We start from the raw sequence: 24,172 nt of genomic DNA on the forward strand, positions 1-24,172 counted from the left end.
GCGTTGGCGCCCAGACCGTAGACGGTCTCGGTCGGGAGGGCCACCAGGCCTCCGGCGCGCAGCACACCGGCTGCCTTCTCGATGTCACTGGGTAGTGCCGTCATACCCGCCATCCTCTCACCCGGTCGAAAGCCATCACGCCGCACCAGGGGCACACGGCTATGGCGACCCGGCTCAGCGTAGAACCCGCAGGGCCCTGCCCAGGCCGGCCCCGGTCACCGCCGGCCGGCCGGGGCCGGCCTCGCATCCCAGGCCGGAGGATCCTGGAGTCGATACGCGGACGGTGACCACATGCGGTCACCCCGGATCCCGGGGATCTCAGCCGGTCGAGTGACCAGTGACGTCGAACGTCAAGCTGAGCGTCACACCGTGGCGTCGGCCGGTACCTCCACGCCGCGGGCGGTGACCAGGTGTGCGGTGCCGTCCGCGAGGCGGTAGGACAGGCCGACCACGGCGGTGCTGCCGGCTTCGACCGCGTGGGCGAGGGTGCGAGAGCGCTCCAGCAGTAGGTCGACGGTGTGCCGGACGTTCTCGGCGATGAAGTCCGCGTCCTCGGTGCGCCCGGCGGCCCTGGCAGCGAGAACGCTGGGGGTGACCCGCTCGACCACGTCGCGCACGTACCCGCGCACGGTGGTTCCGTCGGCCACGGCGGCCCGGGCCGCGGCGACCGCGCCGCAGGAGTCGTGGCCCAGCACCACCACGAGGGGACAGCCGAGCACGCTCACCCCGTACTCGATGCTGCCCAGCACCTCCGGACCCATCACGTGACCTGCGGTGCGGACCACGAACAGGTCGCCCAGCCCGCGGTCGAAGATTATCTCGGCGGCCAGACGGGAGTCCGAGCAGCCGAACAGCACCGCGAACGGCGCCTGCGCGGGCGCGGTCTCGGTACGGCGGGCGGCGTCCTGGTTCGGATGCTCCGGCACCCCGGTGACGAACCGCTGGTTGCCGGCCAGCAGCGTCTCGAAGGCTTCCCGGGGCGTCAGGGGCGGCGTGTCAGTCATGCCCGCAGCCTACGACCCTCCTCCGCACCCCGCACGGGCGGCACTACCTCCGGGCCGATCACTCTGTCGTGGCCATGACCGCGGCGGACTGGGGCCCGGGCGTCCGGCGGCCCAGGGCAGCCTTCGGTGCGTTCTTCCCCGGGTCTCCCTTGGCTGCGCCGAGTTGGTGGTCATGGCCGCTTCAACGGTCGCGGCGGTTACCGCAGTTCCATGCCGGATTCCAGGCTGTTCCTCAGTGCCAGGATCGCCGTCATCGGCACGTTCAGTTCCAGTCGGCCCGCCACCATCCCGGTCGCCCGGCCGATCGGCTCGTCGGCGAACGCGGCCGAGAACAGCCCGAGCATCACGATCGCGACCTCCAGCAGGGTCTCGTCCACCCGGATGCAACGCGCGTCCTTTCCCGGCGCGAGCGGTAGCTGATCAACAAACACGGCGAGTCGATCCCGCTCACCACGGTCCATTGCAGTCGTCATGCGAATGATCCTCGGCACGGCAACCGTCGCCCGCAACACAAAGCTCCTCGACCGGACGCGGGATCGCTCTGCGACCCAGCCGATGTTGATCTGCACCGGGCCGTGACCGACTTATCATGAACCCAACGGATGATGAAGGCATCGGTGTCCGAGTCCCGGGTAGCGGAAGTCAGCCCGAGGCTCGGCAGTAATCGCCCCGACTGGCCTTGCGCCTGGCGGCGTCATCGTCGGCGTGTTGGCGGGACGGTCCCCGCGGTGGGCCGGCGGGCGGGGATACTGCGGTCATGGTGAATCGACTGGTCCATGCCCAGTCGCCGTATCTCCAGCAGCACGCCACCAATCCTGTGGACTGGTGGGAGTGGGGAGAGGAGGCGATGTCAGAAGCAGCAAGGCGGGACGTACCCATCCTCCTCTCGGTGGGGTACGCATCCTGCCATTGGTTACAGCTTCTGCGACGACCCATCAAATGGTGCCACGTGATGGCCCACAAGATGTGTCGCTCGGGTCCGGGGACCCCAGGTGCCAGAGGCACTGCAGAGAACTCCTGTCGAGATCGAACCCAGTGCACGCCCCTTTCGCATCGCGAGCCCAGGAGCGACCGGCGTGAGTCGGCGGCGTGGCGTTGCCACAGGTCAGAGGGGGTCCTGCAGGTCCCTGCGCGAAGGTGTCGTGGGCATCCCGGCTTCGGTTGAGGAGGGGCTGTCGGCGGCAGTTCGTAGGGTGCCCGCATGAACATCGATGATCTCTCTTGGCAGGCGCGCCACCATGGTGGCGTCTACCCGCGGATGGTGCGGACCCTCCTCGACCTGGGGCAGGTGGAACTGCTGGTCCGGGCGGCGCGGGAGCGTGGGGACTGGAACTGCGCGGAGGCAGCGGCCCGGGAGTTGTGTGCGGCGGGCGAGTTCGACCGGGCGCTGGCGCTGGTGGGCCCGTTCGCGGAGGTCGGCTGGCGGCCCGCCGCGTGGGTCACCGCCGAGATAATGATCCACCGGGGCGAGGGTGACGAGGCGCTCGCGATGATGCGCCCGGACGAGGCCAGGCTGGGTGACGGCCACGTGTGCGCCAGCTGGGCCGAGCTGCTGTCGAAAGCCGGACGGGTCGAGGAGGCCGTCGACGTCCTCACGCCCCACCTCGGGGAGTACTGGCTCCGCTCCCGCCTGGTCGAGATCACCGAGGGGCAGGGATGCGACGACCTGGTCCTGGACGTGCTCACGCAGGAGGCGAAGCGCATGGAGCCTGCCGAGAACGCGGCGTGCCAGGGGTGCGGTGAGTCCTCCTGCGGGACGCGCCGGACCGACCGCTGGGAGGTGCTGCTCCTGATCTCCCGGGTGCTGGAACGGGCGGGGCGCACGGACGAGGCCGTCGAGGTCCTGCGCGCCGAGTGGGCCTCGGGCCGGCGGCACCCCGTCAACTTCCCGGAGTACTTCGCGGAGCTCCTCGCCCGGCAGGGCCTGATCGATGAGCTGAGGGCCCTCGCCGCCGAAGACCGCCGTTCCGCTCTCGACGTGTATGCGAAGGCGCTGGAGGACGCGGGGCGGGCGGAGGAGGCGGAGACCGTGCTGCGCGAGGGGATCGAGGCCCATGACCATCCGAAGGACCGGGCGGCGCTGATGCGCCTCCTCGTCCGCCAGGGGAGGGTCGACGAAGCCGTCGAGACCGGCCGGCCCACCTGCGAGTACTACGACTGCTGGAACTTCCTCCACTGGGCGCTGGAACTGCTCGTTGACGACGGCCGACCCGGCCGGGCCCTCGAACTCCTGGAGGGGCTCACCGACGAATACGTCAAGGAGCACCCTGACCAAGTCCACCACCTGCGGCTCTGGCTGCTGGGCGAGGCCGAGCGCTGCAAGGAGGGCATCGCGGAGGCCACCGCCCTCAACGAGCGGGAGCCGGGCGAGTGGGACACCGCGCTGGCCCGGCTGCTGGAGCAGGACGGCCGGACGGAGGAAGCCCTCGCACTGCTCCGCTCCTCCAGCCACTACTTGGTCCACCACGACTTGCCCGACATGCTGATCAGGCACGGCCGCCCGGCCGAGGCCCTCGACTCCATTCCGACGATCGCCGAGAGTCGCGCGGCTGCCGAACGGCGGGAGCGGGAGGCGGCGGAGCAGCGGGAACAGGACGATCCCTGGGCTGCTACGGGCGAGTTCAGCCTGGAGCCCCCGTTCTAGCCAGGGGCGCCGCGGTCGAACTCCGTTGAGAATCGTCGAACTTCGGTGGGACGGGACAATCTTGACCGTTGCCACCCGACCTTGACCGATGCGGGGTTTCTGTCACTTGATCTTGACTGGTGGGTGGGGAGGCAGTGTGGCCGACCTGTGCCCGCCTGCTGTTGCGACTGGTGCGCCGGGCACGGAGGTCAGGGAGTGGTGCTGGGACTGGGGGTGCTGCCGGCGTCGAAGGTGATGGTCTCGGGCTTGGAATCCCCGTAGCAGCCCGCGTCGAAGCCGGCCCGGTCCAGGCTTGCCTGCTTCGACGGCGACAGTTCGTTCCACTCTGCGGCGCAGGTCTCCGCGGACGGCTGGCGGCCGCGGTGGGTGATGGCCGTGAAAGCGGCGGCGCCAGCGAAGGCGGACTGAACCCGGTCCGCCACCACCGGCGTGGCTGCCGCGGAGGGTGACGATGAAACCGGTGCGGACATCGACGGAGCAGGCCGGGTGGCCTCAGGCTGGGTGGCCTCAGGCCGGGCGGATGAGCATCCTGCCGACAGGACAGCCAGGCCGATGATGGATAGGGATGCGGCGAGCTGTGTGATCTTCTGCATGAGGGCAGAGAGTAGCTGACACGTGCCACTTAAAGGTCCTGACAGAGGCACTGGACGTGGCGGTGAGTGATCAAGCAGGTGGCGAGGCCGAGGAAGGCCTCGTGGATGTCGTCGCGTCGTTCCCGGCGGATGCGAAGGCGGCGGAGGGCGCGCACCGCGGCCGGCGCCGGCGAGCCGGGTCTTGCCTGCGCCGGCCGGCCCTGGCGGCCGCACCGGTCCGATTCGCCCGGCCCGCGGACGTCGGCGGACGCCAGCGCGTCGTCCGGCGAGGGGGAAGGCCTCCACAGATCGAGATCAGGACGCGTGGGGGCGTAGCGTGGTGACGGTGACGAGCCGCGCAGAGAGCGGAGCGGAGGTGCGTCTGGCGGAGCTGGTGGCCGCGCTCTCCCTGGGCGTGGACCTGGGCTTCGGCCAGCCGATGGAGCACGTGCTGCGCCAGTGCCTGATCGCGTTGCGACTGGCCGAGCGGCTCGGCCTGGACGACGACAGCCGGATGGTCGTCTACTACACCGCGTTGCTGGTCAACGTCGGCTGCCACTCGGACGCGCACGAGCAGGCGAAGTGGTTCGGCGACGACATCACGCTGAAGTCCGGCAAGTACGCCTACGAGCAGCGCAGTCTGGCGGGCGCGGCGGCGACGCTGCGGCTGATCGGATCGGGCAATCCGCCGCTGCACCGGTTCCGGGTCGGCCTGGAGTTCACGCTCGGCGGGTTCCGCGATCTGAACGGGATGATCAACACCCACTCGGCGCTGGCCCGCGAGCTCGCCCGGAGACTCGGTCTGCCGGAGGCCGTGCAGGAGGCGGTGGCCTGTTCGTACGAGCAGTGGGACGGACGCGGCTGGCCGGGAGAGCTCAAGGGCGAGGCCGTGCCGCTGCCCTCCCGGCTCGCTCAGTTGTCCGAGTACGTCGAGGTGGCGCACCGGATCGGCGGGACCGGCGCGGCCACGGAGCTGGCCAGGCGTCGGGCGGGGACGCAGTTCGATCCCGGACTCGTGGCCGAGCTCTGCCGGGCGCCCGAGGAGATCGTGGGCGGGCTGGACACGGTCCGTACCTGGGAGGCGGTGATCGGGGCCGAGCCCGCGCTCGGCGTCCGGCTCGGCGAGGAGGAGTTCGACGCGGCGCTGCTCGCGGTCGCCGACTTCGTGGACCTGAAGTCCCCCTACACGCTGGGCCACGGCCGTGCCGTGGCGGCGCTGGCCGAGGCGGCGGCGCTCGGGCTGCGGATGGATCCGGCCGAGGTGACGACGCTGCGCCGGGCCGGCCTGGTGCACGGCCTGGGCCGCCTCGGCGTCTCCAATGCGATCTGGGACAAACCGGGACCGCTGGGCGCGGGGGAGTGGGAACGGGTGCGGCTGCAGCCCTATCTGACGGAGCGGATGCTCCGGCAGTCCCCGGCACTCGCCCCCCTGGGCGAGGTCGCCGTGCAGTACCGCGAACGGCTGGACGGCTCCGGCTACCCGCGCGGGCTCGCGGGCGGCGCGATCTCCTGGCCGAGCCGGATCCTGGGCGTCGCGGACGCGTACCAGTCGATGATCGAGCCGCGCCCGCACCGGGCGGCGCTCCAGGCGGCGGAGGCCGCCGCGCAGCTGCACGCCGAGGTCGCCGCCGGACGCCTGGACGGCGAGGCGGTCGCCGCGGTCCTCGCGGCCGCCGGGCACCGCAGGCCGCGGCGCGGCGCCGGACCCGCGGGCCTGACCACCCGCGAGATCGACGTGCTGCGGCTGCTGGCCCGCGGCTGCTCCAGCAAGGAGATCGCCGCACAGCTGGTGATCTCGCCCAAGACGGCGCGCAACCACATCGAGCACATCTACGCCAAGATCGGGACCTCGACCCGGGCCGCGGCCTGCCTCTTCGCGGTGCAGAACGGTCTGCTCTGAGAGCGGGGCCGACTCCGGAACGACGGCCCGACGGAAGGTGCCGAAGATGAGGCATCCGCCCCATGTGCCGGGCACGGCACGGGCCTAACGTCGAGGCAGAACGTCGGACCGTGAATCGAGGCAGTCATGGGCGTCAGAAGCACACTGCTCGCGGTGACCTACGACCGGATGATGGCCAAGGCCGAGCGGCAGGGCTTGGCCGACCTGCGCCGCCGGTTGATCGCCGAGGCCAGCGGCCGGGTACTCGAAATCGGCAGCGGCACCGGGGCCAACCTCGCCCTCTACGGCGAGGGCGTCGAGTCGCTCACGGTCACCGAGCCCGAGCCGGCGATGGTCCGCCGGCTGGAGCGGCACGTCGCGGAGCGGGCTCCGCGCACCACGGTCCTGCGGGCGCCGGCCGAGGACCTTCCGTTCGAGGACGACAGCTTCGACGTCGTCGTGTCGACGCTGGTGCTGTGCGGGGTGAGCGACCAGCAGCGGGTGCTGCGCCAGCTCGGCCGGGTGCTGCGCCCCGGCGGGCGGCTGCTCTTCCTGGAGCACATGCGCTCGGAGGACCCGAAGGCGGCCCGCCACCAGGACCGGATGAACTGGCTGAACCGGCTGGTGGTCTGCTGCGAGTGCAACCGTCCGACGCTCGACTCGATCCGGGCGGCCGGATTCGTCGTCGACCACGTCGAGCGCCAGGTCTTCCCCGCGAGTCCGTCCTTCGTCGGCCCGGCCGTGTTGGGCAGCGCCAGGCTCCCCGCAGCGACCCCGCCCGGACCCGACGCGGCCACGGCGGTGCCGGAGACAGCCGTGTCGGAGACGGCCGCGGGTGGCTGAAGGGCTGTGCGGATGCCGTTCCCGTCCCGCGGCGAGCAGGAAGACGACACCCTCGGAACAAGTGATCTCCGCCGGTATGCCGAGCGGTGTCGCACCGGACGCCGGCGGCATGCCGGAGAACCGTCCGCCGGTCACGGCGCCGGGGGTGCGGGGGGATGGTTCCCCGGCGGCCGGGCTCGATGCAGGCCGCCAGCAGGCCACCGCCTCCACCACCGCACCTGTGCTCGCCGCCTGCCCGAGCGCTGGCCGGAGGGCCTGCGGGTGTACCGGATTCCCTCCGCCCTCAGCTGAGCTGCTGGGCCAGTCCGACGATGATGCCCTCGGGGCCGCGCACGTAGCAGAGGCGGTGGCTTTCCTCATACTGCGCCAACTCGCCGACGAGTTCGGCGCCGTGAGTGCGCAGGCGGGCAACGGTGTCCTCGATGTCGTCGACGGCGAACATGACGCGGTGCGTGCCGAGAACGTTGTGCGGCTTGTTGCGCGGCCCGGCGCTGATTGCCGCGGGGCTGCGGTACTTCGCCAGCTCAAGTCGGCTGTGACCGTCCGGGGTCCGGAGCATCGCGATGTCACAGCGGACGCCGTCGAGTCCAGTGCACTGGTCGGCGACTCGGCCCTCGACCTCCGCCCTGCCCTCCAGCTCCATACCGAGTTCTACGAAGAACGCGATGGCGGCGTCCATGTCCTCGACGACGATGCCGACGTTGTCCATCCGCTGAATTGCCATGCTGATTTCTCCCTGTTCCGCCTGCGGCCGGCCCGGAGAGGGCCCTCTCTGGTGAGGGGTCTTCCGTTCCTACAGGACCTGCGTACCTCCCAAAGTATTCGCTGGAACGGACTCCCCCCAGCAGCACGAAGGCCCAGCACGACGTACGGTCCGTGCCATGAAGGGCGACAAGACCGACGTCCAGGGTCGACCCGCGTCGCTGGCGGCCACGGCGAAGGCCGTCACCGGGTACCTGCTCTGGATGCGCGATGATGCAGGACGCAGCCGGACGGTCCCGGTCGCGGTGACCGGCCGCCTCGGCCCCGCCGGCCACCCGGTGTATGCCGACCAAGACGGCACGGTGCAGGTCGAGATCACCGACGACGGTCGTCACCGCGCCCTCACGGTGAGCCCCTCCCCGATCATCGTTGCCAAGCCGTTGGTCTAGCAGCGCTCGGGCCGGTACTGCCCCGCGCCGTGCGGTCATCGAAGACATGGTCGCCGCTGGTCGTACGCCCGCTGTGCAGTACGTGCAACGGCTTCGCGGTACGACGGCGCACCGAGCCACCTGGCGTGGGCCGGTATCCGCAGGTATCGGCAGCCCGGCCGAGGCGGATCGTGGTGCCGGTGGTGGTGGCGTGCGACGGACGATCGGGGTTGGTCGGATGCGCTGCCTCGCGGTCAGGAGGAGAGAAGGTCGCGCATGCGGGTCCGTTCGGCCCGGGAAGACGCGGCGGGGCGGCCGGCCGTCATGCCGCCGTCGACTGCGAGATCCTGCCCGGTCACCAGGCGGCTGGCGTCGCCGGCGAGCCACAGGACGGCCGCGGCGATGTCGTCGGTGCGGACGGTGCCGGGGAGCGGCTGGCTGGAGTCCAGCATCGGCTTGAACGCCTCGGCCACGGACATCGCCGTCGCGTCAGCAGCCGACGCATCGGCTCCGGAACCCTTGGCGAAGATGCCCGTCGGCACGAAACCGGGGGACACGCTGTTCACGCGGACCTCGTGCTCACCCAGGTCCACTGCCGCGCACCGGGTGAGGTGGAGTGCGGCGGCCTTGGCGGTCGAATAGTCCAGGCCGGACCAGCCGGCGATCTTTCCCGCCAGGCTCGCCACGTTGATGATGCTTCCCGAGCGCTGGGCCACCATCTGCCGTCCGGCGTGCTTGATGCCGTGCATGACGCCCGCGACATGGACCGCCAGTGTCCGCGTGAACACGGCAGAGTCGAAGTCGGTCACCGACGCCATGTTCCCCGGCCCGCCCGCGTTGTTGACCATGATGTCGAGCCGCCCGTAGCGCTCGACGGCGTGGCCGACGAGTGCCTCGACGTCCGCCTCGACCGATACGTCGCAGCGCACGAAGGTCGCCGACTCGCCCAGTGCCGCAGCCCGTTGGTGCCCTTCGTGCTCGCGGCGGCCGGCGAGGACGACGTGGGCGCCCTCGGCGGCGAAGACCTCCGCAATGCGGGCTCCGATGCCGCTCGTCGCCCCGGTGACGACGGCGACCTTGCCGTGCAGACTCTTCATGTCGCAACTCCGGTGTCGGGTCCGAGGCAGATGCGAGCGGACCGGGGACGGCAAATGTTGATCATCATCATTGGCCATCAGGGACCCCTGAACAAATCACGCCGTCCGGCGAACGGGATCGCCGCGCGGCAGTAGCTGTGGCGGCGGGCGGCTGCCGCCGACGAACGGGTGAACGGGTGAACCGGCGGCGCGGCGGGCCGGCGCGGACGGGCGCGCGGACGGGGGAGGGGCATGATCACCGGGTTCACCCCCGACCCGGCCGGAGGCCGCGATGCGGATTCTGCTCCTCGCGAGCGCCTACAACAGCCTCACCCAGCGCGTCCACGCGGAACTGCGGGACCGGCGGCACACGCTGGAGGTCCATCTCGCGGACGGCGACGAAGCGCTGCGGGAAGCGGTGCGCGCCTTCGGCCCGGACCTGGTGGTGGCGCCGATGCTGACGGCGGTGATTCCCCCGGACGTCTGTGCGGCGGTCACCTGCCTGATCGTCCATCCGGGCCCGCCCGGGGACCGGGGGCCGTCCTCCCTCGACTGGGCGATCCACGAGGGGGCGGTCGGCTGGGGGGTGACGGTCCTGCGGGCCGAGGAGGAGATGGACGGCGGCGCCGTGTGGGCGTCGGCCGCGTGCCGGCTCGCGCCGGCCGGCAAGAGCGACCTCTACCGGAACGAGGTCTCCGACGCCGCCATGGAGGCGGTGCTGCTGGCGGTCGAGCGCTTCGCCTCCGGTATCCACGTCCCCCAGCCACAGCACGGGCCCGGCTGGCGGGCGGTGAACCGCACCCGGCCGTTCTTCCGCCAGGAGCTGCGCCGGATCGACTGGGCCGGCGACCCGACCGAGGCGGTGCTGCGCAAGCTGCGCGCGGCCGACTCCAGGCCGGGCGTGCTCGACGAACTGCTCGGCGGCCAGTGGTTCCTGCACGGCGGCCACCCGGAGCACGAACTGCGCGGACGCCCCGGAGAGCTCCTGGCCACCCGTGCCGGGGCGGTGTGCCGGGCGACGGCGGACGGTGCGGTGTGGATCCCCGAACTGCGCCGGCGCCGCGACCCCGGCGGGCCCGCCACCATCCGGCTGCCGGCCGTCACCGCGCTCGGCACGGCCCTGTCCGGCGTGCCCGGACGGCCCGCGCCGCTGATGCCGCCGCCGGACGGCCGGGTCTGGTCGGACCTCAGCTATCGGGAGGAGGGACCGGTGGGCTTCGTGCGCTTCTCCTTCCCCGGCGGCGCGATGAGCACCGACCACTGCCGGCGCCTGCTGGCCGCCTACCGCTTCGCCGCCGGCCGGCCGACCTCGGTGCTGGTGCTGGGCGGCGGGCGCGACTTCTTCGCCAACGGCATCCACCTCAACGTCATCGAGGCCGCCCCCGATCCGGCCCGGGAGTCCTGGGAGAACATCAACGCCATCGACGACCTGGTCGCCGAGGTCCTGACCACCACCGACCGCTTGGTCGTCGCCGCCCTGGGCGGGAACGCGGCGGCCGGCGGCGTGATGCTCGCCCTGGCCGCGGACGAGGTGTGGTGCCGCGGCGGCGTCGTCCTCAACCCGCACTACCGGCTGATGGGCCTGCACGGGTCCGAGTACTGGACCTACAGCCTGCCGCGCCGGGTGGGCGCCGCCCAAGCCGCCCGGCTCACCGGGCGGGCGCTGCCGGTGAGCGCCGCCGAGGGCCTGCGCACCGGGCTGGTGGACCGGGTGCTCGACTGCGGCCCGCAGGAGTTCGGCGGGACGGTCGCCGCCCTGGCCGGCCGGCTCGCCGCACTGCCCGCCCTGCAGTCCCGGATCGCGGCCAAGAAGGTCACCCGGGAGGCGGACGAGCTGCGGCGACCGCTCGCCGATTACCGCCGCGCCGAACTGGCCGTGATGCACCGGCAGTTCTTCGACCCGTGCGCGCCGTACCACGCGCTGCGCGCCGCATTCGTGCGCAAGCAGCCCCCGCGCGGCAGCCGCTGAGTGCGCGCAGTGGGTCATCCGGACGGCCGTCCCGGCTTGCGTCCCCTCGGGGGACCGGCCATGTCCTCTGAACCGGCGGCCCCGCGGAAGTGCTGCTAAGAAGAAGTTCGAGCCGATTTGTCCGGCTCCCGTTTCTGAGGAGGCATCCTCATGGGTGCTGCAGCAACGACCGCCGCCGACCTGGGCGCCGTGCACATTCTCTGGATCAACGCAGGCCTGAGCTGCGACGGGGACTCGGTCTCGCTGACCGCGGCCATGCAGCCGAGCATCGAGGAGATCGTCACCGGCACACTTCCCGGCCTGCCGAAGGTCGCCGTCCACTGGCCGCTGATCGACTTCGAGTGCGGCCCGGTGCAGGGCGCGGACAACTTCGTCGAGTGGTTCTTCAAGGCGGACCGCGGCGAACTCGACCCCTTCGTCCTGGTCGTCGAGGGTTCCATCCCGAACGAGACGATCAAGAAGGAGGGCTACTGGTGCGGCTTCGGTGACGACCCGGCCACCGGCCAGCCGATCACCACCAGCGAATGGCTGGACCGCCTCGCCCCCAAGGCGACCGCCGTGGTCGCCATCGGCACCTGCGCCACCTACGGCGGCATCCACGCCATCGCCGGCAACCCGACCGGAGCCATGGGCGTGCCCGACTACCTGGGCTGGGACTGGACCTCCAAGGCCGGCCTGCCGATCGTCTGCGTGCCCGGCTGCCCCATCCAGCCCGACAACTTCTCCGAGACGCTGACCTACCTGCTCTACCAGCTCGCCGGATCCGCGCCGATGATCCCGTTGGACGACAAACTGCGCCCGGCCTGGCTGTTCGGCGCGACCGTGCACGAGGGCTGTGACCGCGGCGGCTACTACGAGCAGGGCCAGTTCGCCACCGACTACGGCACCCCGGAGTGCCTGGTGCGGCTCGGTTGCTGGGGCCCGGTCGTCAAGTGCAACGTCACCAAACGCGGCTGGACCAACGGCATCGGAGGCTGCCCCAACGTCGGCGGTATCTGTATCGCCTGCACCATGCCGGGCTTCCCCGACAAGTTCATGCCGTTCATGGACCCGCCGCCCGGCTCGCGGGTGTCCACCGGCGCCAGTTCGGCCTACGGGGCGGTGATCCGCCGACTGCGCGCGATCACCGCGCGGACCGTCGACAAGGAACCCAAGTGGCGCCGGACCGGCAGCCGGCTGACGACCGGGTACCGCCCGCCCTGGTGAACCCGCAATCCCCGCGTTCCGCTCGCCCCCGCAACGGGGCGGGCGGGCCGCTGTGCAGACCCCAACTGAGACGCTGAGAGAAGGGCACGAAAGAAACGATGGCACCGACGACCCGGACGGCCGGCGACGGCAGCGGTCTGGTGGAGATGTCCTGGGACCCGATCACCCGGATCGTGGGCAGCCTGGGCATCCACACGAAGATCGACTTCAAGCAAAAGAAGGTCGCGGAGTGCTACAGCACCTCCTCGGTCTTCCGCGGCTACAGCGTCTTCATGCGCGGCAAGGACCCCCGCGACGCGCACTTCATCACCAGCCGGATCTGCGGCATCTGCGGTGACAACCACGCCACCTGTTCGGTCTACGCCCAGAACATGGCCTACGGGGTCAAGCCGCCGCACCTGGGCGAGTGGATCATCAACCTCGGCGAAGCCGCCGAGTACATGTTCGACCACAACATCTTCCAGGAGAACCTGGTCGGGGTCGACTACTGCGAGAAGATGGTCCGCGAGACCAATCCGGGCGTGCTGGAACAGGCCGAACGCACCGAGGCCCCGCACGCCGCCGACCACGGCTACCGGACCATCGCCGACATCATGCGCTCGCTCAACCCCATCGAGGGCGAGTTCTACCGCGAGGCGCTCCAGGTCAGCCGCTACACCCGGGAGATGTTCTGCCTGATGGAGGGCCGCCACGTGCACCCCTCCACGCTCTACCCCGGCGGCGTCGGCACGGTCGCCACCGTGCAGCTGTTCACCGACTACCTGACCCGCCTGATGCGCTACATCGAGTTCATGAAGAAGGTCGTGCCCCTGCACGACGACCTCTTCGACTTCTTCTACCAGGCCCTGCCCGGCTACGAGGAGGTCGGCCGCCGCCGCGTCCTGCTCGGCTGCTGGGGCAGCCTCAACGACCCCGACCACTGCGACTTCACCTACCGCAACATGACGGACTGGGGACGGAAGATGTTCGTCACCCCGGGCGTCGTCGTCGACGGAAAGCTCGTCACCAACGACCTCACCGAGATCAACCTCGGCATCCGCATCCTCCTCGGCAGCTCCTACTACGAGGACTGGCAGGGCAAGGAACTCTTCGTCACCCACGACCCCCTCGGCAACCCCGTCGACCCCCCCCACCCCTGGAACCAGCACACCATCCCCGCACCCCAGAAACGCGACTTCGACGACAAGTACAGCTGGGTGATGTCCCCCCGCTGGTTCGACGGCAAGGACCACCTCGCCCTCGACACCGGCGGCGGACCGATCGCCCGCCTGTGGTCCACCGCCCTGTCCGGACTCGTCGACATCGGCTACGTCAAGGCCACCGGGCACAGCGTCCAGATCAACCTGCCGCGCTCCATGACCAAACCGGAAACCACCTTCGAGTGGAAGATCCCGCAGTGGAGCAACGCCCTCGAACGCAACCGCGCCCGCACCTACTTCCAGGCCTACGCCGCCGCCGCGGCCCTGCACTTCGCCGAGAAGGCACTCGACGAGGTCCGCGCCGGACGCAGCCAGACCTGGGAACGGTTCGAGGTACCGGACGAGTCGATCGGCTGCGGCTTTACCGAGGCGGTACGCGGGGTGCTCTCCCACCACATGGTGATCCGCGACGGCAAGATCGCCAACTACCACCCGTACCCGCCGACCCCGTGGAACGCCAGCGTCCGCGACAGCTTCGGCACCCCCGGCCCCTACGAGGACGCCGTCCAGAACACCCCCATCTTCGAGGAGAACAGCCCCGACAACTTCAAGGGCATCGACATCATGCGCGCCGTGCGCAGCTTCGACCCCTGCCTGCCCTGCGGCGTCCACATGTACGTCGGCGGCGGCCGGACCGTGCAGACCATGCACGTGCCCACCGGGCTGAGCGGACTCACCGCATGAGCCCGGTGACCGCGATGACCCCCGAACAGGCCGGAACCCGCATCCAGCAGGCCCTCGACCGGCTGGCCGGCGCCGACGCCCAGGAGGCCGGCGAACACCTGGTGCGCGAACTGATGACGCTCTACGGCGACGCCCTCGCCCACCTCGTCCGGGCCCTGCCCCCGGCCGCCCTGGCCCCGCTGCTGGACGAGCCCGCGCTGGCCGGACTGCTCGTCCTGCACGACCTGCACCCCGAGGACACCACCACCCGCATCACCCGCGCACTCGCCACCCTGCCCGAACCCGTCGAACTCGTCGGCTTCGACCCCGCGGACGGGATCGTCCGGCTGCGCCGCACCCGCTCCGGCTGCGGATGCGCCGAACAGGACATCGAGGACGCCCTGGCCTGCCACGCACCCGAGGTGACGGCCGTCGAACTCGACCGCGCCCCCCAGCTCCTGCAGATCGGCTCCCGGCCCCCGGCGGAGACGCGATGACCTCCCGTCAGCTCGACCGCCCCGGAACCGCGCTGCTGCGCCGACTGCGCGAACCCGCGCCCCCGCAGCCGCAGCGCTGCGAGTTCTGCGGCCACCGCCTGCCCGCCGGACACCGCCACCTGGTCGACGCCGACCAGCAGGCCCTCACCTGCACCTGCACCGCCTGCGCCCTGCTCTTCCAGCAGCCCGGCGCGGCCGGCGGCCGCTACCTCACCGTCCCCGACCGCTACCTCGTCGACCCGGCACACTCCCTCGGCGAGAACACCTGGACGGCCCTCGGCATCCCGGTCACCACCGCCTTCCTGCTGCGCAACACACGCCGGCAGCGGCTCGTCCTGCTCTACCCGGGCCCGGGCGGCGCGACCGAGAGCGAACCCGACGAGAGCGCCTGGCAGGCCGCGCTCGGCGACAGCCGCCTCGCCGCCGAACTGCGGCCCGACGTCGAGGCACTGCTGCTGCGCCGGACCGCCGACACCACCCGGTGCTTCCTGGTGCCCGTGGACGTCTGCTACGAACTCGTGGGCCGACTGCGGCGCTGCTGGAAGGGCTTCGACGGCGGCGCCGAGGCGCAGGCCGAACTGGACGCGTTCTTCGCCCGCATCGACGGCCGCTCCCGCCCCCTCCCCGAGGACGGCACCCGGTGACCACGATCTCCTTCACCTGCACGGGAGTGCGCGCCGACCCGTACGCCGCCGGGCCCACGCTGGTCTTCCGGCTGCGCATCACCGCCCCCGCCGACACCCGGGTCCACGCGCTGGCCCTGCGCTGCCAGCTGCGGATCGAACCGGCCCGCCGTCGCTACGCCGAGGCCGAAGGGGAACGCCTGGCCGACCTGTTCGGCGAGCGCGAACGCTGGGGCAGCACCCTCCACCCCGTCCAGTTCGCCCACGTGCCGCTGCTGGTCACCGGGTTCACCGGCGAGACCGAGACGGACCTGGTGGTGCCCTGCACCTACGACATGGACGTGTCCGCCACCCGCTACCTCGCCGCGCTCGACGACGGGCAGGTGCCGCTGCTGCTGCTCTTCTCCGGCACCGCCTTCACCGGGCCCGGCGGGTTCCAGGTCACCCCGGTGGCCTGGGACCAGGAGGCCACCGTGCGGATGCCGGTGAAGGTCTGGCGCGAGGCGATCGACGCACACTTCCCCGGCTGCGGCTGGCTGCGCCTGCCCGGCGCCCTGATGGCCGAGCTCCTCGCCTACCGCTCCCGCCGGGCCCTGACGTCCTGGGAGGCGACCGTGCGGGAACTGCTCGCGACGGCCACGGCCACGGAGGCGGTCCGGTGACCGGCACCGCCCGCGAATCCGGGGCGGGATTCGCCCACGCCCGGCAGATCGCCGACGCCGTCCTGTTCGAGGGGTACGTGCTCTACCCCTACCGCGCCTCCGCCGCCAAGAACCGGCTGCGCTGGCAGTTCGGCGTCCTCGCACCGCCGCGCTACGGCGCCGACAGCGGCGAACACTCCCACCAGCGCACCGAATGCGTGATGGAGCCGCGCCCCGGGGACCGGCTCGCTGTCGAGCTGCGCTTCCTGCGCCTGCAGCGCCGCACGGTCCAACAGGCGTGCGGCAACGGCGCCTTCCGGACCGTCGAGGAACTGGAACTGGCGGACCGGGTCCTCGTGCCATGGGACGAGGGCATCGAGGAACGCATCGAACTGTCCATCCCTACCGAGGAGTTGACCGAGCGCGAGGTCGTCCGCGAGTTCGACCTCGCCGCGGGCGAGGAGATGGAACTGCTCACCCGCGACGGCGCCGTGGCCGGCCGTCTGCTGCGCAGACGGGAACAGGCCCGGGGCCGGCTGCGGATCACCGTCCGCGACGTGCCCGGCCCCTACCGGGCACAGCGGCTCACCGTCCTGGTGGAGAACACCTCTCCCTGGGCTCCGCCCCCCGGCACCCGGCGCGAGGCAGCGCTGGCCCGCGCCCTCGTCTCGGCGCACCTGTTGCTCGGCCTGGAGCGCGGCTCCTTCCTCTCGCCGACCGACCCGCCCCAGTGGGCGGCCCAGGAAGTCCGGGCCTGCCGCAACGAGCACACCTGGCCCGTCCTGGCCGGTCCGCCCGGAAGCGCCGGCGTGCTGCTCTCCTCACCGATCATCCTGGAGGACCACCCTCACATCGCCCCCGAGAGCCCCGGTGCGCTCTACGACGCCACCGAGATCGACGAGATCCTCGCCCTGCGCACCGCTGCCCTGACCGAGCGGGAGAAGCGCGAGGCCAGGGGCACGGACGAGCGCGCCGGCGCGGTGATCGACCTCGCCGACTCGATGCCCCCGGAAATCCTGGAACGCCTGCACGGCGCCGTGCGCGGGCTGCGCGAACTCACCGACCCCGCACCACGGGCCGAGCACCCCTGGTGGGATCCGGGCAACGACCCGCAGGTCGACCCCGCACGGGACCGGGTGATGATCGACGGCCGACCGGTCGGCGCCGGCAGCCGCGTGCGCTTGCGGCCCGGGAGGCGCCGCACCGACGCCCAGGACCTGTTCCTGCACGGACGCACCGCGCTGGTGGAGGCGGTGCTGCAGGACGTCGACGGATCGGTGCACCTGGCGGTCACGGTCGACGACGACCCGGGCGCCGACCTGTGGCGCGCCCAGGGCCGCTACCGGTACTTCCAGCCGGACGAGGTCACCGTGCTGGAGGGAGCGTGAGCACCGGGCAGCGGGACCGCACCCTCGTCGCCGGCATCGGCAACATCTTCCTGCGCGACGACGGCTTCGGCGTCGAGACCGTCCGCCGCCTCGCCGCCCGGGACCTCCCGAACGGCGTGGAGGTCCTCGACGTCGGCGTGCGCGGCGTCCACCTCGCCTACCAACTCCTCGACGGCTACCGGACGCTGGTGCTCGTCGACGCCACCGCGCGCGGCGGCACCCCCGGCACCGTCTACCTGATCGAGGCGGACTCCGGCCCCGTGGAACCGCCCATGCTCGACGGGCACCGGATGGGCCCCGACGCCGTGCTCGCCCTGCTCGCCACCTTGGCCGCCGGCACGGGCGCCACCGCACCCGGGCGGGTGCTGGTGGTGGGCTGCGAGCCCGCCTCGCTGGAGGAGGGAATCGGGCTGAGCGCCCCGGTGGCCGCCGCCGTCGACAAGGCGCTCGACGTGATCCTGCAGGTCCTCGCCACGGATCCGCACCCGCACAGAGAGGCATCACCATGCTGAAGAACCTGGCCGGCGCGGCCCTCGCCGCCGCCCTCGCAGCCCTGATCTGGCAGAACCTGCCCGACCTGAAGCGCTACCTGCGGATCCTGCGCATGTGACGGCCCGCCTGTGCGGCTGGGCTGCTGTGCCGCGAACGGCGTAGCCGTCGGCGCGGCTGCGGGCCGCAACCGCCACCAACCCCTGTAATGGCCTTGATCACACGCGAGGCCCAGGACGGGCCCGCGTCTCCAGGGGGTGCCGAACGGCTCCGGCGGCGGAAAACGGGACAGATGCACGAGATGTCGATCGCGGCGGCCATCGTCGAACAGGTGGAACGGGCCGCCCGTGAACACGGCGTCGACACCGTGGCCGCCGTCCGCGTGCAGATCGGCGAACTGGCCGGCGTCGTCCCGGCGGCACTCGACTTCTGCTTCGAACTCGCCTGCGCCGAAACCCTGCTGGCCGGCGCCGTGCTGCAGAGCGAGACCGTGCCCGCGCGGGCACGGTGCACGCCCTGCGGCGCCGAGTGGGACGTCGGCATGCCGCCCGAGCTTGGCTGCCCGGACTGCGCCGGCTCCCGCACCGAGCTGCTGACCGGGCGTGAACTGCAGATTCTCGCCGTCGAGTGGGGCGGGCGGCCGGTGGACGCCCGCGCCGACCAGGGAGGCTGAAACCCATGTGCCGTACCGTCGATCTCCGGCAGGCGGTCCTCGCCCGCAACGACGACGACGCCCGGCGGCTGCGGGCCGAACTCGCCGCGCGCGGCACCGCCGTGGTGAACCTGCTGTCGAGCCCGGGCAGCGGCAAGACGGCCCTCCTGGAGGCCGAACTCGTGCTCGCCCGGGACCGCGCCGTGCCCGTCGCGGCCCTCACCGCCGACCTCGCCACCGACAACGACGCACTGCGCCTGGCCCGTTCGGGCGCGCCGGTCAAACAGGTGCTCACCGACGGCCTGTGCCACCTGGAGACGGCGATGCTGCGCGGTCACCTGGACGGCTGGCTGGCGCCGGGCACCCGACTGCTGTTCGTGGAGAACGTCGGCAACCTCGTCTGCCCGGCCTCCTACGACCTCGGGGAGTCGCTGCGGGTCGTCCTCGCCTCCGTCACCGAGGGCGAGGACAAACCGCTCAAGTACCCGACCGCGTTCGGGCTGGCCAACCTCGTCCTGGTGACCAAGGCCGACCTCGCGGCACCGGCCGGGTTCGACGAGGCGGCATTCCGGTCGAACGTCGCACGGGTCAACCCCGGCGTGGAGGTGCTTCTCACCTCGGCCCGCACCGGGCAGGGCGTCGGGACGCTGCTGGAACGGGCACTCGCGGTGCTCGACGGCGAACCGGTCCACCGGCCCGTGATGGCCACGGCCCCGCGCGCCACCGGCCACGAGCACCCGCACCCGGCCGCGGACCGGACGTGACGACGGCCCCGCCGTCGGCCGCGCCCGAACGCCGCCGGGTGGCCGTGCGCGGACTCGTCCAGGGCGTCGGGTTCCGGCCGTTCGTCTTCACCCTCGCCACCGAACTCGGGCTCGCCGGCAGCGTCACCAACACCGGCGAGGGCGTCCTCGCCGAGGTCGAGGGAAGCCACGAAGCGGTGGCCGCGTTCTGCCGGCGGATCGTCAGCGACGCACCCCCGCTCGCCGACGTCACCGCCGTGGAACACCGGACACTGGCCCCCACCGGCACACCCGGCTTCGTCATCACACCCTCACGCCCCGACGACGGACCGCACCGCACCCTGATCCCGCCCGACACCGCCACCTGCACCGACTGCCTCGCCGAACTGGCCGACCCCGCCGACCGCCGCTACCGGCACCCGTTCATCAGCTGCACCAACTGCGGGCCGCGCCACACCATCGTCACCGCCCTGCCCTACGACCGCGCCAACACCACGATGGCGGCGTTCGCGATGTGCCCCGACTGCACCCGCGAGTACACCGACCCCGGCGACCGCCGCTTCCACGCCCAGCCCGTCGCCTGTCACACCTGTGGGCCCACCCTCAGCCTGTCCGTCCCCGGACTGCCCGTCCTCGACGGCGAGGAGGCCCTCGCCGAGGCCCGGCGCCTGATCGCCTGCGGGGCGGTCCTGGCCGTCAAGAGCATCGGCGGCTACCACCTGGCCTGCGACGCCACCAACGCGGACACCGTCGCCTTGCTGCGCCGACGCAAGCGGCGCGGCGACAAGCCCTTCGCGCTCATGGCCCGCGACCTGCAACAGCTCAGGGCCCTGGCCCGGTCGGGGGCCGTGCGACTGGGGCCCGTCGAGGAGGAGGTCCTCACCGGCAAGGTGCGGCCGATCGTCCTGTTGCGCCGGGGCCCGAGCCGGCCGCCGGAACTGGAGTCCGCCGCCCCGCGCAGCCCCGACCTCGGCGTGATGCTGCCGTACACGCCGCTGCACCACCTCCTCCTCGCGCCCCCCGGTCCCGCACTGCTGGTCATGACCAGCGCCAACCTCTCCGGCGAGCCCATCGTGACGGACGACCAGGAGGCCCTCACCCGCCTCGCCCCGCTCGTCGACGGATGGCTCACGCACAACCGCGCCATTCACGTGCCCTGCGAGGACTCGGTGGTGCGGATGGTGGACGCGGACCTGCTGCCGGTGCGGCGCTCGCGCGGCTACGTCCCGCTCCCCGTGCCCCTGCCCCTCCCGGTACGGCCCGCGCTGGCCGCCGGCGGCGACCTCAAGAACACCTTCGCGCTGGCCCAGGACGGCTACGCCTGGCTGTCCGCGCACATCGGGGACATGGACGACCTCGCCACCCTGAAGGCCTTCGACCGCGCGGTGGAGCACCTCGGCGCCGTCACCGGGGTGCAGCCCGAGGTCCTCGTGGTCGACCGGCACCCCGGCTACCGTTCCGCCCGGCACGTGCGCCGGACCGCCCGGGGCCGCGAGGTCCGGGAGGTCCAGCACCACCACGCGCACATCGCCTCGGTCATGGCCGAACACGGCCTCGACGGCACCCGGCCCGTCCTCGGGCTCGCCTTCGACGGCACCGGATACGGCACGGACGGCGCGGTCTGGGGCGGGGAGGTACTGCTGGCCGACTACCGGGGCTTCCGCCGCACGGCCCGGCTCGGCTACGTCCCGCTGCCGGGCGGCGACGCCACCGTGGCGCGCCCCTACCGGATGGCACTGGCCCACCTGTGGGCGGCCGGACTGCCCTGGAGCGCCGGACTGGCGCCGGTGCGCGCCTGCCCGCCGGACGAACTGCGGCTGCTGTCCCAGCAGTTGGAGCGATCCGTGAACTGCGTGCCGACGTCCAGCATGGGCCGGCTGTTCGACGCCGTGTCCGCACTGGCCGGAATCTGCCAGAAGGCCGGATACGAGGCGCAGGCGGCGATCGAACTGGAGGCCGCCGCCCTGGCGCACGGACCGCAGGACCGCCCGGAGGGGGATTATGCGTTCGAACTCGTCGACGAGGACGGGGTGTTGATCGCCGACCCGGGACCCCTGATCGCGGCAGTGGTGGCGGACGCGCGGGCGGCGGCGCCGCCCGGACTGATCGCCACCCGCTTCCACGCGGCGGTGGTCGCACTGGTGCGTGCGGTGTGCGACCGGTCGCGGCAGCACCACGGCGTGCGGACGGTCGCACTCAGCGGCGGCGTCTTCGCCAACGCGCTGCTCTCCTCGGCCTGCGCGCACGCCCTGGCGCAGGACGGGTTCACCGTGCTGCGCCACCGGCGGGTGCCGCCCAACGACGCCGGGCTCGCCCTGGGCCAGCTGATGGTGGCGGCTCGGGCCGACACGTGAGCACGGCCCGCACGTCCACGCAGATGCAGCTCGGGAAGACCCGGAGAAGACCCGGAGAGGAGGGAGACCGCATGTGCCTCGCGGTACCCGGAAGAGTGTTGGAGATCGCCGAACGCGACGGGACCCGCATGGCGGTCGTCGACTTCGGCGGAGTCGTCAAGGACGTCTGCCTGGAGTACCTGCCGGACCTGGAGGTGGGCGAGTACGCCATCGTCCACGTCGGCTTCGCCCTGCAGCGCCTGGACGAGGAATCGGCCCGCCGCACCCTGGCGCTTTTCGAGGAACTCGGCCTGCTCCAGGAGGAGTTCGGCGATCCGTGGGAGGCCGCGGCGGCCTCGGCGGCCTCGGCGGCCTCGCCGGGACAGGAGGAGGAACGGTGAAATACCTGGAGGAGTTCCAGAACCCCGACCTGGCGGGCGGACTGCTGGCCGACATCCGGGCGACGGTCACCCGCCCCTGGGCGCTGATGGAGGTGTGCGGCGGCCAGACACACACCATCATCCGGCACGGCATCGACCAACTCCTCCCGCCGGAGGTCGAGTTGATCCACGGACCGGGCTGCCCGGTGTGCGTCACCCCACTGGAGATGATCGACCGGGCACTGGAGATCGCCGCCCGGCCCGAAGTGATCTTCTGTTCCTTCGGCGACATGCTGCGCGTGCCCGGCAGTAGCCGGGACCTCTTCCGGGTGCGCGGCGAGGGCGGCGACGTCCGGGTGATCTACTCCCCGCTGGACGCCCTGCGGATCGCCGAGGACAACCCGCACCGCGAGGTCGTCTTCTTCGGCATCGGCTTCGAGACCACCGCACCGCCCAATGCCATGGCCGTCTACCAGGCGAGGAAACGCGGCATCCGCAACTTCAGCATGCTCGTCTCGCACGTGCGGGTGCCACCGGCCGTCGAGGCCATCATGAACTCACCGCAGTGCCGGGTCCAGGGCTTCCTCGCCGCCGGGCACGTGTGCAGCGTGATGGGCACCGACGAGTACCCGGCGCTCGCCGAGCGCCACCGCGTGCCGATCGTCGTCACCGGTTTCGAACCGCTCGACATCCTGGAAGGAATCCGGCGCGCCGTGAGGCAGCTGGAGCGCGGCGAGCACACCGTCGACAACGCCTACGGGCGGGCCGTCCGCCCCGAGGGCAACCCCGCCGCCCGGGCCATGCTGCAGGACGTCTTCGAGGTGACCGACCGCGCCTGGCGCGGCATCGGCGTCATCCCGGACAGCGGCTGGCGCCTGTCCCCGCGCTACCGCGACCACGACGCCGAGCACCGCTTCGACGTCGCGCGGATCACCACCCGCGAACCCGCGCAGTGCCGCAGCGGAGAAGTCCTCCAGGGCCTGCTCAAACCCCACCAGTGCGAGGCCTTCGGCACCACCTGCACCCCGCGCACCCCGCTGGGCGCCACCATGGTCTCCAGCGAGGGCGCCTGCGCCGCGTACTACCTCTACCGGCGCCTCGGCACGCCGGACGCATCCAGGGAGGCGAGCCCCGTTGGCTGACACCGAGACCTTGACCGGGACGGGCGGTGCACCGGACATCCTCGGCTGGAGCTGCCCGCTCCCGCTGCGCGACCACCCCCGGGTCGTGATGGGACACGGCGGAGGCGGGGTGCTGTCGGCCGAACTGGTGGCCAACCTCTTCGCCCCGGCCTACGGCGGACCGCTGCTCGCCGGCCTCGGGGACTCCGCCGTCCTCGAACTCGGCGGCGCCACGCTCGCCTTCTCCACCGACTCCTACGTGGTGCGCCCGCTGTTCTTCCCCGGCGGCAGCATCGGCGACCTCGCGGTCAACGGCACCGTCAACGACCTGGCCATGAGCGGGGCCCGCCCGGCCTACCTGTCCTGCGGGTTCATCCTGGAGGAAGGCGTGGAGACGGCCGTCGTCGCACGCGTCGCCCACGCGCTCGGCGCCGCCGCCCGGGCCGCCGGCGTGGAGATCGCCACCGGCGACACCAAGGTCGTCGAAGCCGGACACGGCGACGGCGTGTACCTGAACACCGCAGGCATCGGACTGGTCCCCGCCGGGGTCGACATTCGCCCCCAACGCGCCACCCCCGGCGACGTGGTGATCGTCAGCGGCGAGATCGGGCTGCACGGCATCGCCATCATGAGCGTGCGCGAAGGCCTCGAATTCGGCGTCGGGATCGAGAGCGACTGCGCCGCCCTGGCCGACCTGGTCGCCGCCATGCTGGCCGTCACCCCCGACCTGCACGTCCTGCGCGACCCCACCCGGGGCGGACTCGCCGCTGCGCTCGGCGAGATCGCGGCGGCGGCACAGGTGGGGGTCGTGGTGAGCGAACGGGCCGTCCCGGTGCCCCCGCAGGTGGCCAACGCGTGCGCCGTGCTCGGCCTCGACCCGCTGTACGTCGCCAACGAGGGCAAACTCGTCGCCTTCGTGCCGCGCGAGCATGCCGACGCCGTCCTCGCCGCCATGCGGGCCCACCCCCTGGGCGCGCGGTCCGCCGTGATCGGCGAATGTGTGGCGGAACACCCCGGCACGGTCGTGTGCCGGACCCCGTTCGGCGGCACCCGCGTCATCGACCTGCCGATGGGGGAGCAGCTCCCGAGGATCTGCTGAAGCGCCGGCGGGCATGGTGAT

25 protein-coding genes and 1 pseudogene are annotated in these 24,172 nt (G+C 72.1%); 20 read left to right on the forward strand and 6 right to left on the reverse strand.

Annotation, left to right across the window (positions count from 1 at the left end):
• From VM95_RS44345 to VM95_RS14755, 3 genes are all read right to left on the reverse strand, one after another.
• On the reverse strand, positions 1 to 104 hold a 104-nt coding region (locus VM95_RS44345), incomplete at its 3' end, for a Sua5/YciO/YrdC/YwlC family protein (RefSeq protein WP_244178775.1).
• A gap of 258 nt (positions 105 to 362) precedes the next feature.
• On the reverse strand, positions 363 to 1,004 hold the full coding sequence (locus VM95_RS14750; protein WP_045696603.1) for a carbonic anhydrase: 642 nt from the start codon (positions 1,002 to 1,004) through the stop codon (positions 363 to 365).
• Between the two features lie 197 nt (positions 1,005 to 1,201).
• On the reverse strand, positions 1,202 to 1,477 hold the full coding sequence (locus VM95_RS14755) for a hypothetical protein (RefSeq protein ID WP_157882108.1): 276 nt from the start codon (positions 1,475 to 1,477) through the stop codon (positions 1,202 to 1,204).
• 284 nt (positions 1,478 to 1,761) lie between these two features.
• On the opposite strand from VM95_RS14755, the pseudogene VM95_RS45630 reads away from it, so the two are divergent.
• Together VM95_RS45630 and VM95_RS14760 are read left to right on the forward strand one after the other, a co-directional pair.
• A pseudogene (locus VM95_RS45630) lies at positions 1,762 to 1,968 on the forward strand (DUF255 domain-containing protein); the annotation flags it as partial.
• Positions 1,969 to 2,205: 237 nt separating this feature from the next.
• Positions 2,206 to 3,648, forward strand: a complete 1,443-nt coding sequence (locus tag VM95_RS14760; RefSeq protein WP_045696607.1) for a tetratricopeptide repeat protein — start codon at positions 2,206 to 2,208, stop codon at positions 3,646 to 3,648.
• 188 nt (positions 3,649 to 3,836) lie between these two features.
• On the opposite strand, the gene VM95_RS42565 is transcribed toward VM95_RS14760, so the two are convergent.
• Positions 3,837 to 4,241 carry a hypothetical protein gene (locus VM95_RS42565; RefSeq protein WP_157882109.1) on the reverse strand — a complete coding sequence of 135 codons (405 nt, stop codon included), beginning with the start codon at positions 4,239 to 4,241 and terminating at the stop codon, positions 3,837 to 3,839.
• A gap of 325 nt (positions 4,242 to 4,566) precedes the next feature.
• Between VM95_RS42565 and VM95_RS45170 the strand changes: the two genes are divergently transcribed.
• Positions 4,567 to 6,120 carry an HD domain-containing phosphohydrolase gene (locus tag VM95_RS45170; RefSeq protein ID WP_208615453.1) on the forward strand — a complete coding sequence of 518 codons (1,554 nt, stop codon included), beginning with the start codon at positions 4,567 to 4,569 and terminating at the stop codon, positions 6,118 to 6,120.
• 126 nt (positions 6,121 to 6,246) lie between these two features.
• Positions 6,247 to 6,942, forward strand: a complete 696-nt coding sequence (locus tag VM95_RS14775) for a class I SAM-dependent methyltransferase (RefSeq protein WP_052707376.1) — start codon at positions 6,247 to 6,249, stop codon at positions 6,940 to 6,942.
• Between the two features lie 283 nt (positions 6,943 to 7,225).
• Here the strand turns inward: VM95_RS14775 and VM95_RS14780 are convergent, their stop codons facing one another.
• Positions 7,226 to 7,666 carry a VOC family protein gene (locus VM95_RS14780; RefSeq protein WP_045696614.1) on the reverse strand — a complete coding sequence of 147 codons (441 nt, stop codon included), beginning with the start codon at positions 7,664 to 7,666 and terminating at the stop codon, positions 7,226 to 7,228.
• 157 nt (positions 7,667 to 7,823) lie between these two features.
• Between VM95_RS14780 and VM95_RS14785 the strand changes: the two genes are divergently transcribed.
• Positions 7,824 to 8,093: a DUF6296 family protein gene (locus VM95_RS14785; RefSeq protein WP_045696616.1), complete on the forward strand. Its 270-nt coding sequence runs from the start codon at positions 7,824 to 7,826 to the stop codon at positions 8,091 to 8,093.
• Positions 8,094 to 8,326: 233 nt separating this feature from the next.
• Here the strand turns inward: VM95_RS14785 and VM95_RS14790 are convergent, their stop codons facing one another.
• The gene (locus tag VM95_RS14790; protein ID WP_045696622.1) at positions 8,327 to 9,169 is read right to left on the reverse strand and encodes an SDR family NAD(P)-dependent oxidoreductase; all 843 of its coding nucleotides are present in this window, start codon (positions 9,167 to 9,169) and stop codon (positions 8,327 to 8,329) included.
• Between the two features lie 271 nt (positions 9,170 to 9,440).
• Here VM95_RS14790 and VM95_RS14795 point away from each other — a divergent pair, with 271 nt between their 5' ends.
• The 15 genes from VM95_RS14795 (at position 9,441) to hypE (ending at position 24,151) form a co-directional block, all read left to right on the forward strand.
• The gene (locus VM95_RS14795) at positions 9,441 to 11,117 is read left to right on the forward strand and encodes a hydrogenase maturation protein (protein WP_045696624.1); all 1,677 of its coding nucleotides are present in this window, start codon (positions 9,441 to 9,443) and stop codon (positions 11,115 to 11,117) included.
• 150 nt (positions 11,118 to 11,267) lie between these two features.
• A complete protein-coding gene (locus tag VM95_RS14800; protein WP_045696626.1) occupies positions 11,268 to 12,323 on the forward strand; it encodes an NADH-quinone oxidoreductase subunit B family protein in 1,056 nt (351 codons plus the stop codon).
• Between the two features lie 98 nt (positions 12,324 to 12,421).
• Positions 12,422 to 14,206 (forward strand): nickel-dependent hydrogenase large subunit, encoded by a 1,785-nt coding sequence (locus VM95_RS14805; RefSeq protein ID WP_045696628.1) that lies wholly within the window; start codon positions 12,422 to 12,424, stop codon positions 14,204 to 14,206.
• The gene (locus VM95_RS14810) at positions 14,203 to 14,682 is read left to right on the forward strand and encodes a hypothetical protein (RefSeq protein ID WP_045696630.1); all 480 of its coding nucleotides are present in this window, start codon (positions 14,203 to 14,205) and stop codon (positions 14,680 to 14,682) included. Before VM95_RS14805 ends, VM95_RS14810 begins: the two co-directional genes overlap by 4 nt.
• On the forward strand, positions 14,679 to 15,326 hold the full coding sequence (locus tag VM95_RS14815) for a DUF5947 family protein (protein WP_045696632.1): 648 nt from the start codon (positions 14,679 to 14,681) through the stop codon (positions 15,324 to 15,326). Before VM95_RS14810 ends, VM95_RS14815 begins: the two co-directional genes overlap by 4 nt.
• The gene (locus VM95_RS14820; protein ID WP_045696635.1) at positions 15,323 to 15,967 is read left to right on the forward strand and encodes a DUF6084 family protein; all 645 of its coding nucleotides are present in this window, start codon (positions 15,323 to 15,325) and stop codon (positions 15,965 to 15,967) included. The genes VM95_RS14815 and VM95_RS14820 overlap by 4 nt, the downstream gene beginning before the upstream one ends.
• Positions 15,964 to 17,334: a hypothetical protein gene (locus VM95_RS14825; protein ID WP_045696637.1), complete on the forward strand. Its 1,371-nt coding sequence runs from the start codon at positions 15,964 to 15,966 to the stop codon at positions 17,332 to 17,334. Before VM95_RS14820 ends, VM95_RS14825 begins: the two co-directional genes overlap by 4 nt.
• The gene (locus VM95_RS14830; RefSeq protein WP_045696639.1) at positions 17,331 to 17,846 is read left to right on the forward strand and encodes a hydrogenase maturation protease; all 516 of its coding nucleotides are present in this window, start codon (positions 17,331 to 17,333) and stop codon (positions 17,844 to 17,846) included. The genes VM95_RS14825 and VM95_RS14830 overlap by 4 nt, the downstream gene beginning before the upstream one ends.
• Positions 17,840 to 17,944, forward strand: coding sequence for a DUF6893 family small protein (locus VM95_RS45635; protein ID WP_425265310.1), 105 nt, complete (start codon positions 17,840 to 17,842; stop codon positions 17,942 to 17,944). Before VM95_RS14830 ends, VM95_RS45635 begins: the two co-directional genes overlap by 7 nt.
• Before the next feature lie 171 nt (positions 17,945 to 18,115).
• A complete protein-coding gene (gene hypA, locus VM95_RS14835; protein ID WP_045696641.1) occupies positions 18,116 to 18,496 on the forward strand; it encodes a hydrogenase maturation nickel metallochaperone HypA in 381 nt (126 codons plus the stop codon).
• Positions 18,497 to 18,501: 5 nt separating this feature from the next.
• Positions 18,502 to 19,239 carry a hydrogenase nickel incorporation protein HypB gene (hypB, locus tag VM95_RS14840; RefSeq protein ID WP_045696643.1) on the forward strand — a complete coding sequence of 246 codons (738 nt, stop codon included), beginning with the start codon at positions 18,502 to 18,504 and terminating at the stop codon, positions 19,237 to 19,239.
• Positions 19,236 to 21,572 carry a carbamoyltransferase HypF gene (gene hypF, locus VM95_RS14845; protein ID WP_045696645.1) on the forward strand — a complete coding sequence of 779 codons (2,337 nt, stop codon included), beginning with the start codon at positions 19,236 to 19,238 and terminating at the stop codon, positions 21,570 to 21,572. Before hypB ends, hypF begins: the two co-directional genes overlap by 4 nt.
• A gap of 71 nt (positions 21,573 to 21,643) precedes the next feature.
• Positions 21,644 to 21,952 (forward strand): HypC/HybG/HupF family hydrogenase formation chaperone, encoded by a 309-nt coding sequence (locus tag VM95_RS14850; RefSeq protein ID WP_045696647.1) that lies wholly within the window; start codon positions 21,644 to 21,646, stop codon positions 21,950 to 21,952.
• Positions 21,949 to 23,073, forward strand: coding sequence for a hydrogenase formation protein HypD (gene hypD / locus VM95_RS14855; RefSeq protein ID WP_045696649.1), 1,125 nt, complete (start codon positions 21,949 to 21,951; stop codon positions 23,071 to 23,073). Before VM95_RS14850 ends, hypD begins: the two co-directional genes overlap by 4 nt.
• Entirely contained in the window at positions 23,066 to 24,151 is a 1,086-nt protein-coding gene (gene hypE / locus VM95_RS14860) for a hydrogenase expression/formation protein HypE (protein ID WP_045696651.1), read from the forward strand. Before hypD ends, hypE begins: the two co-directional genes overlap by 8 nt.
• Positions 24,152 to 24,172 lie beyond the last annotated feature (21 nt).

The sequence above is a fragment of the Streptomyces rubellomurinus genome (assembly GCF_000961885.1).
Lineage (GTDB): Bacteria > Actinomycetota > Actinomycetes > Streptomycetales > Streptomycetaceae > Kitasatospora > Kitasatospora rubellomurina.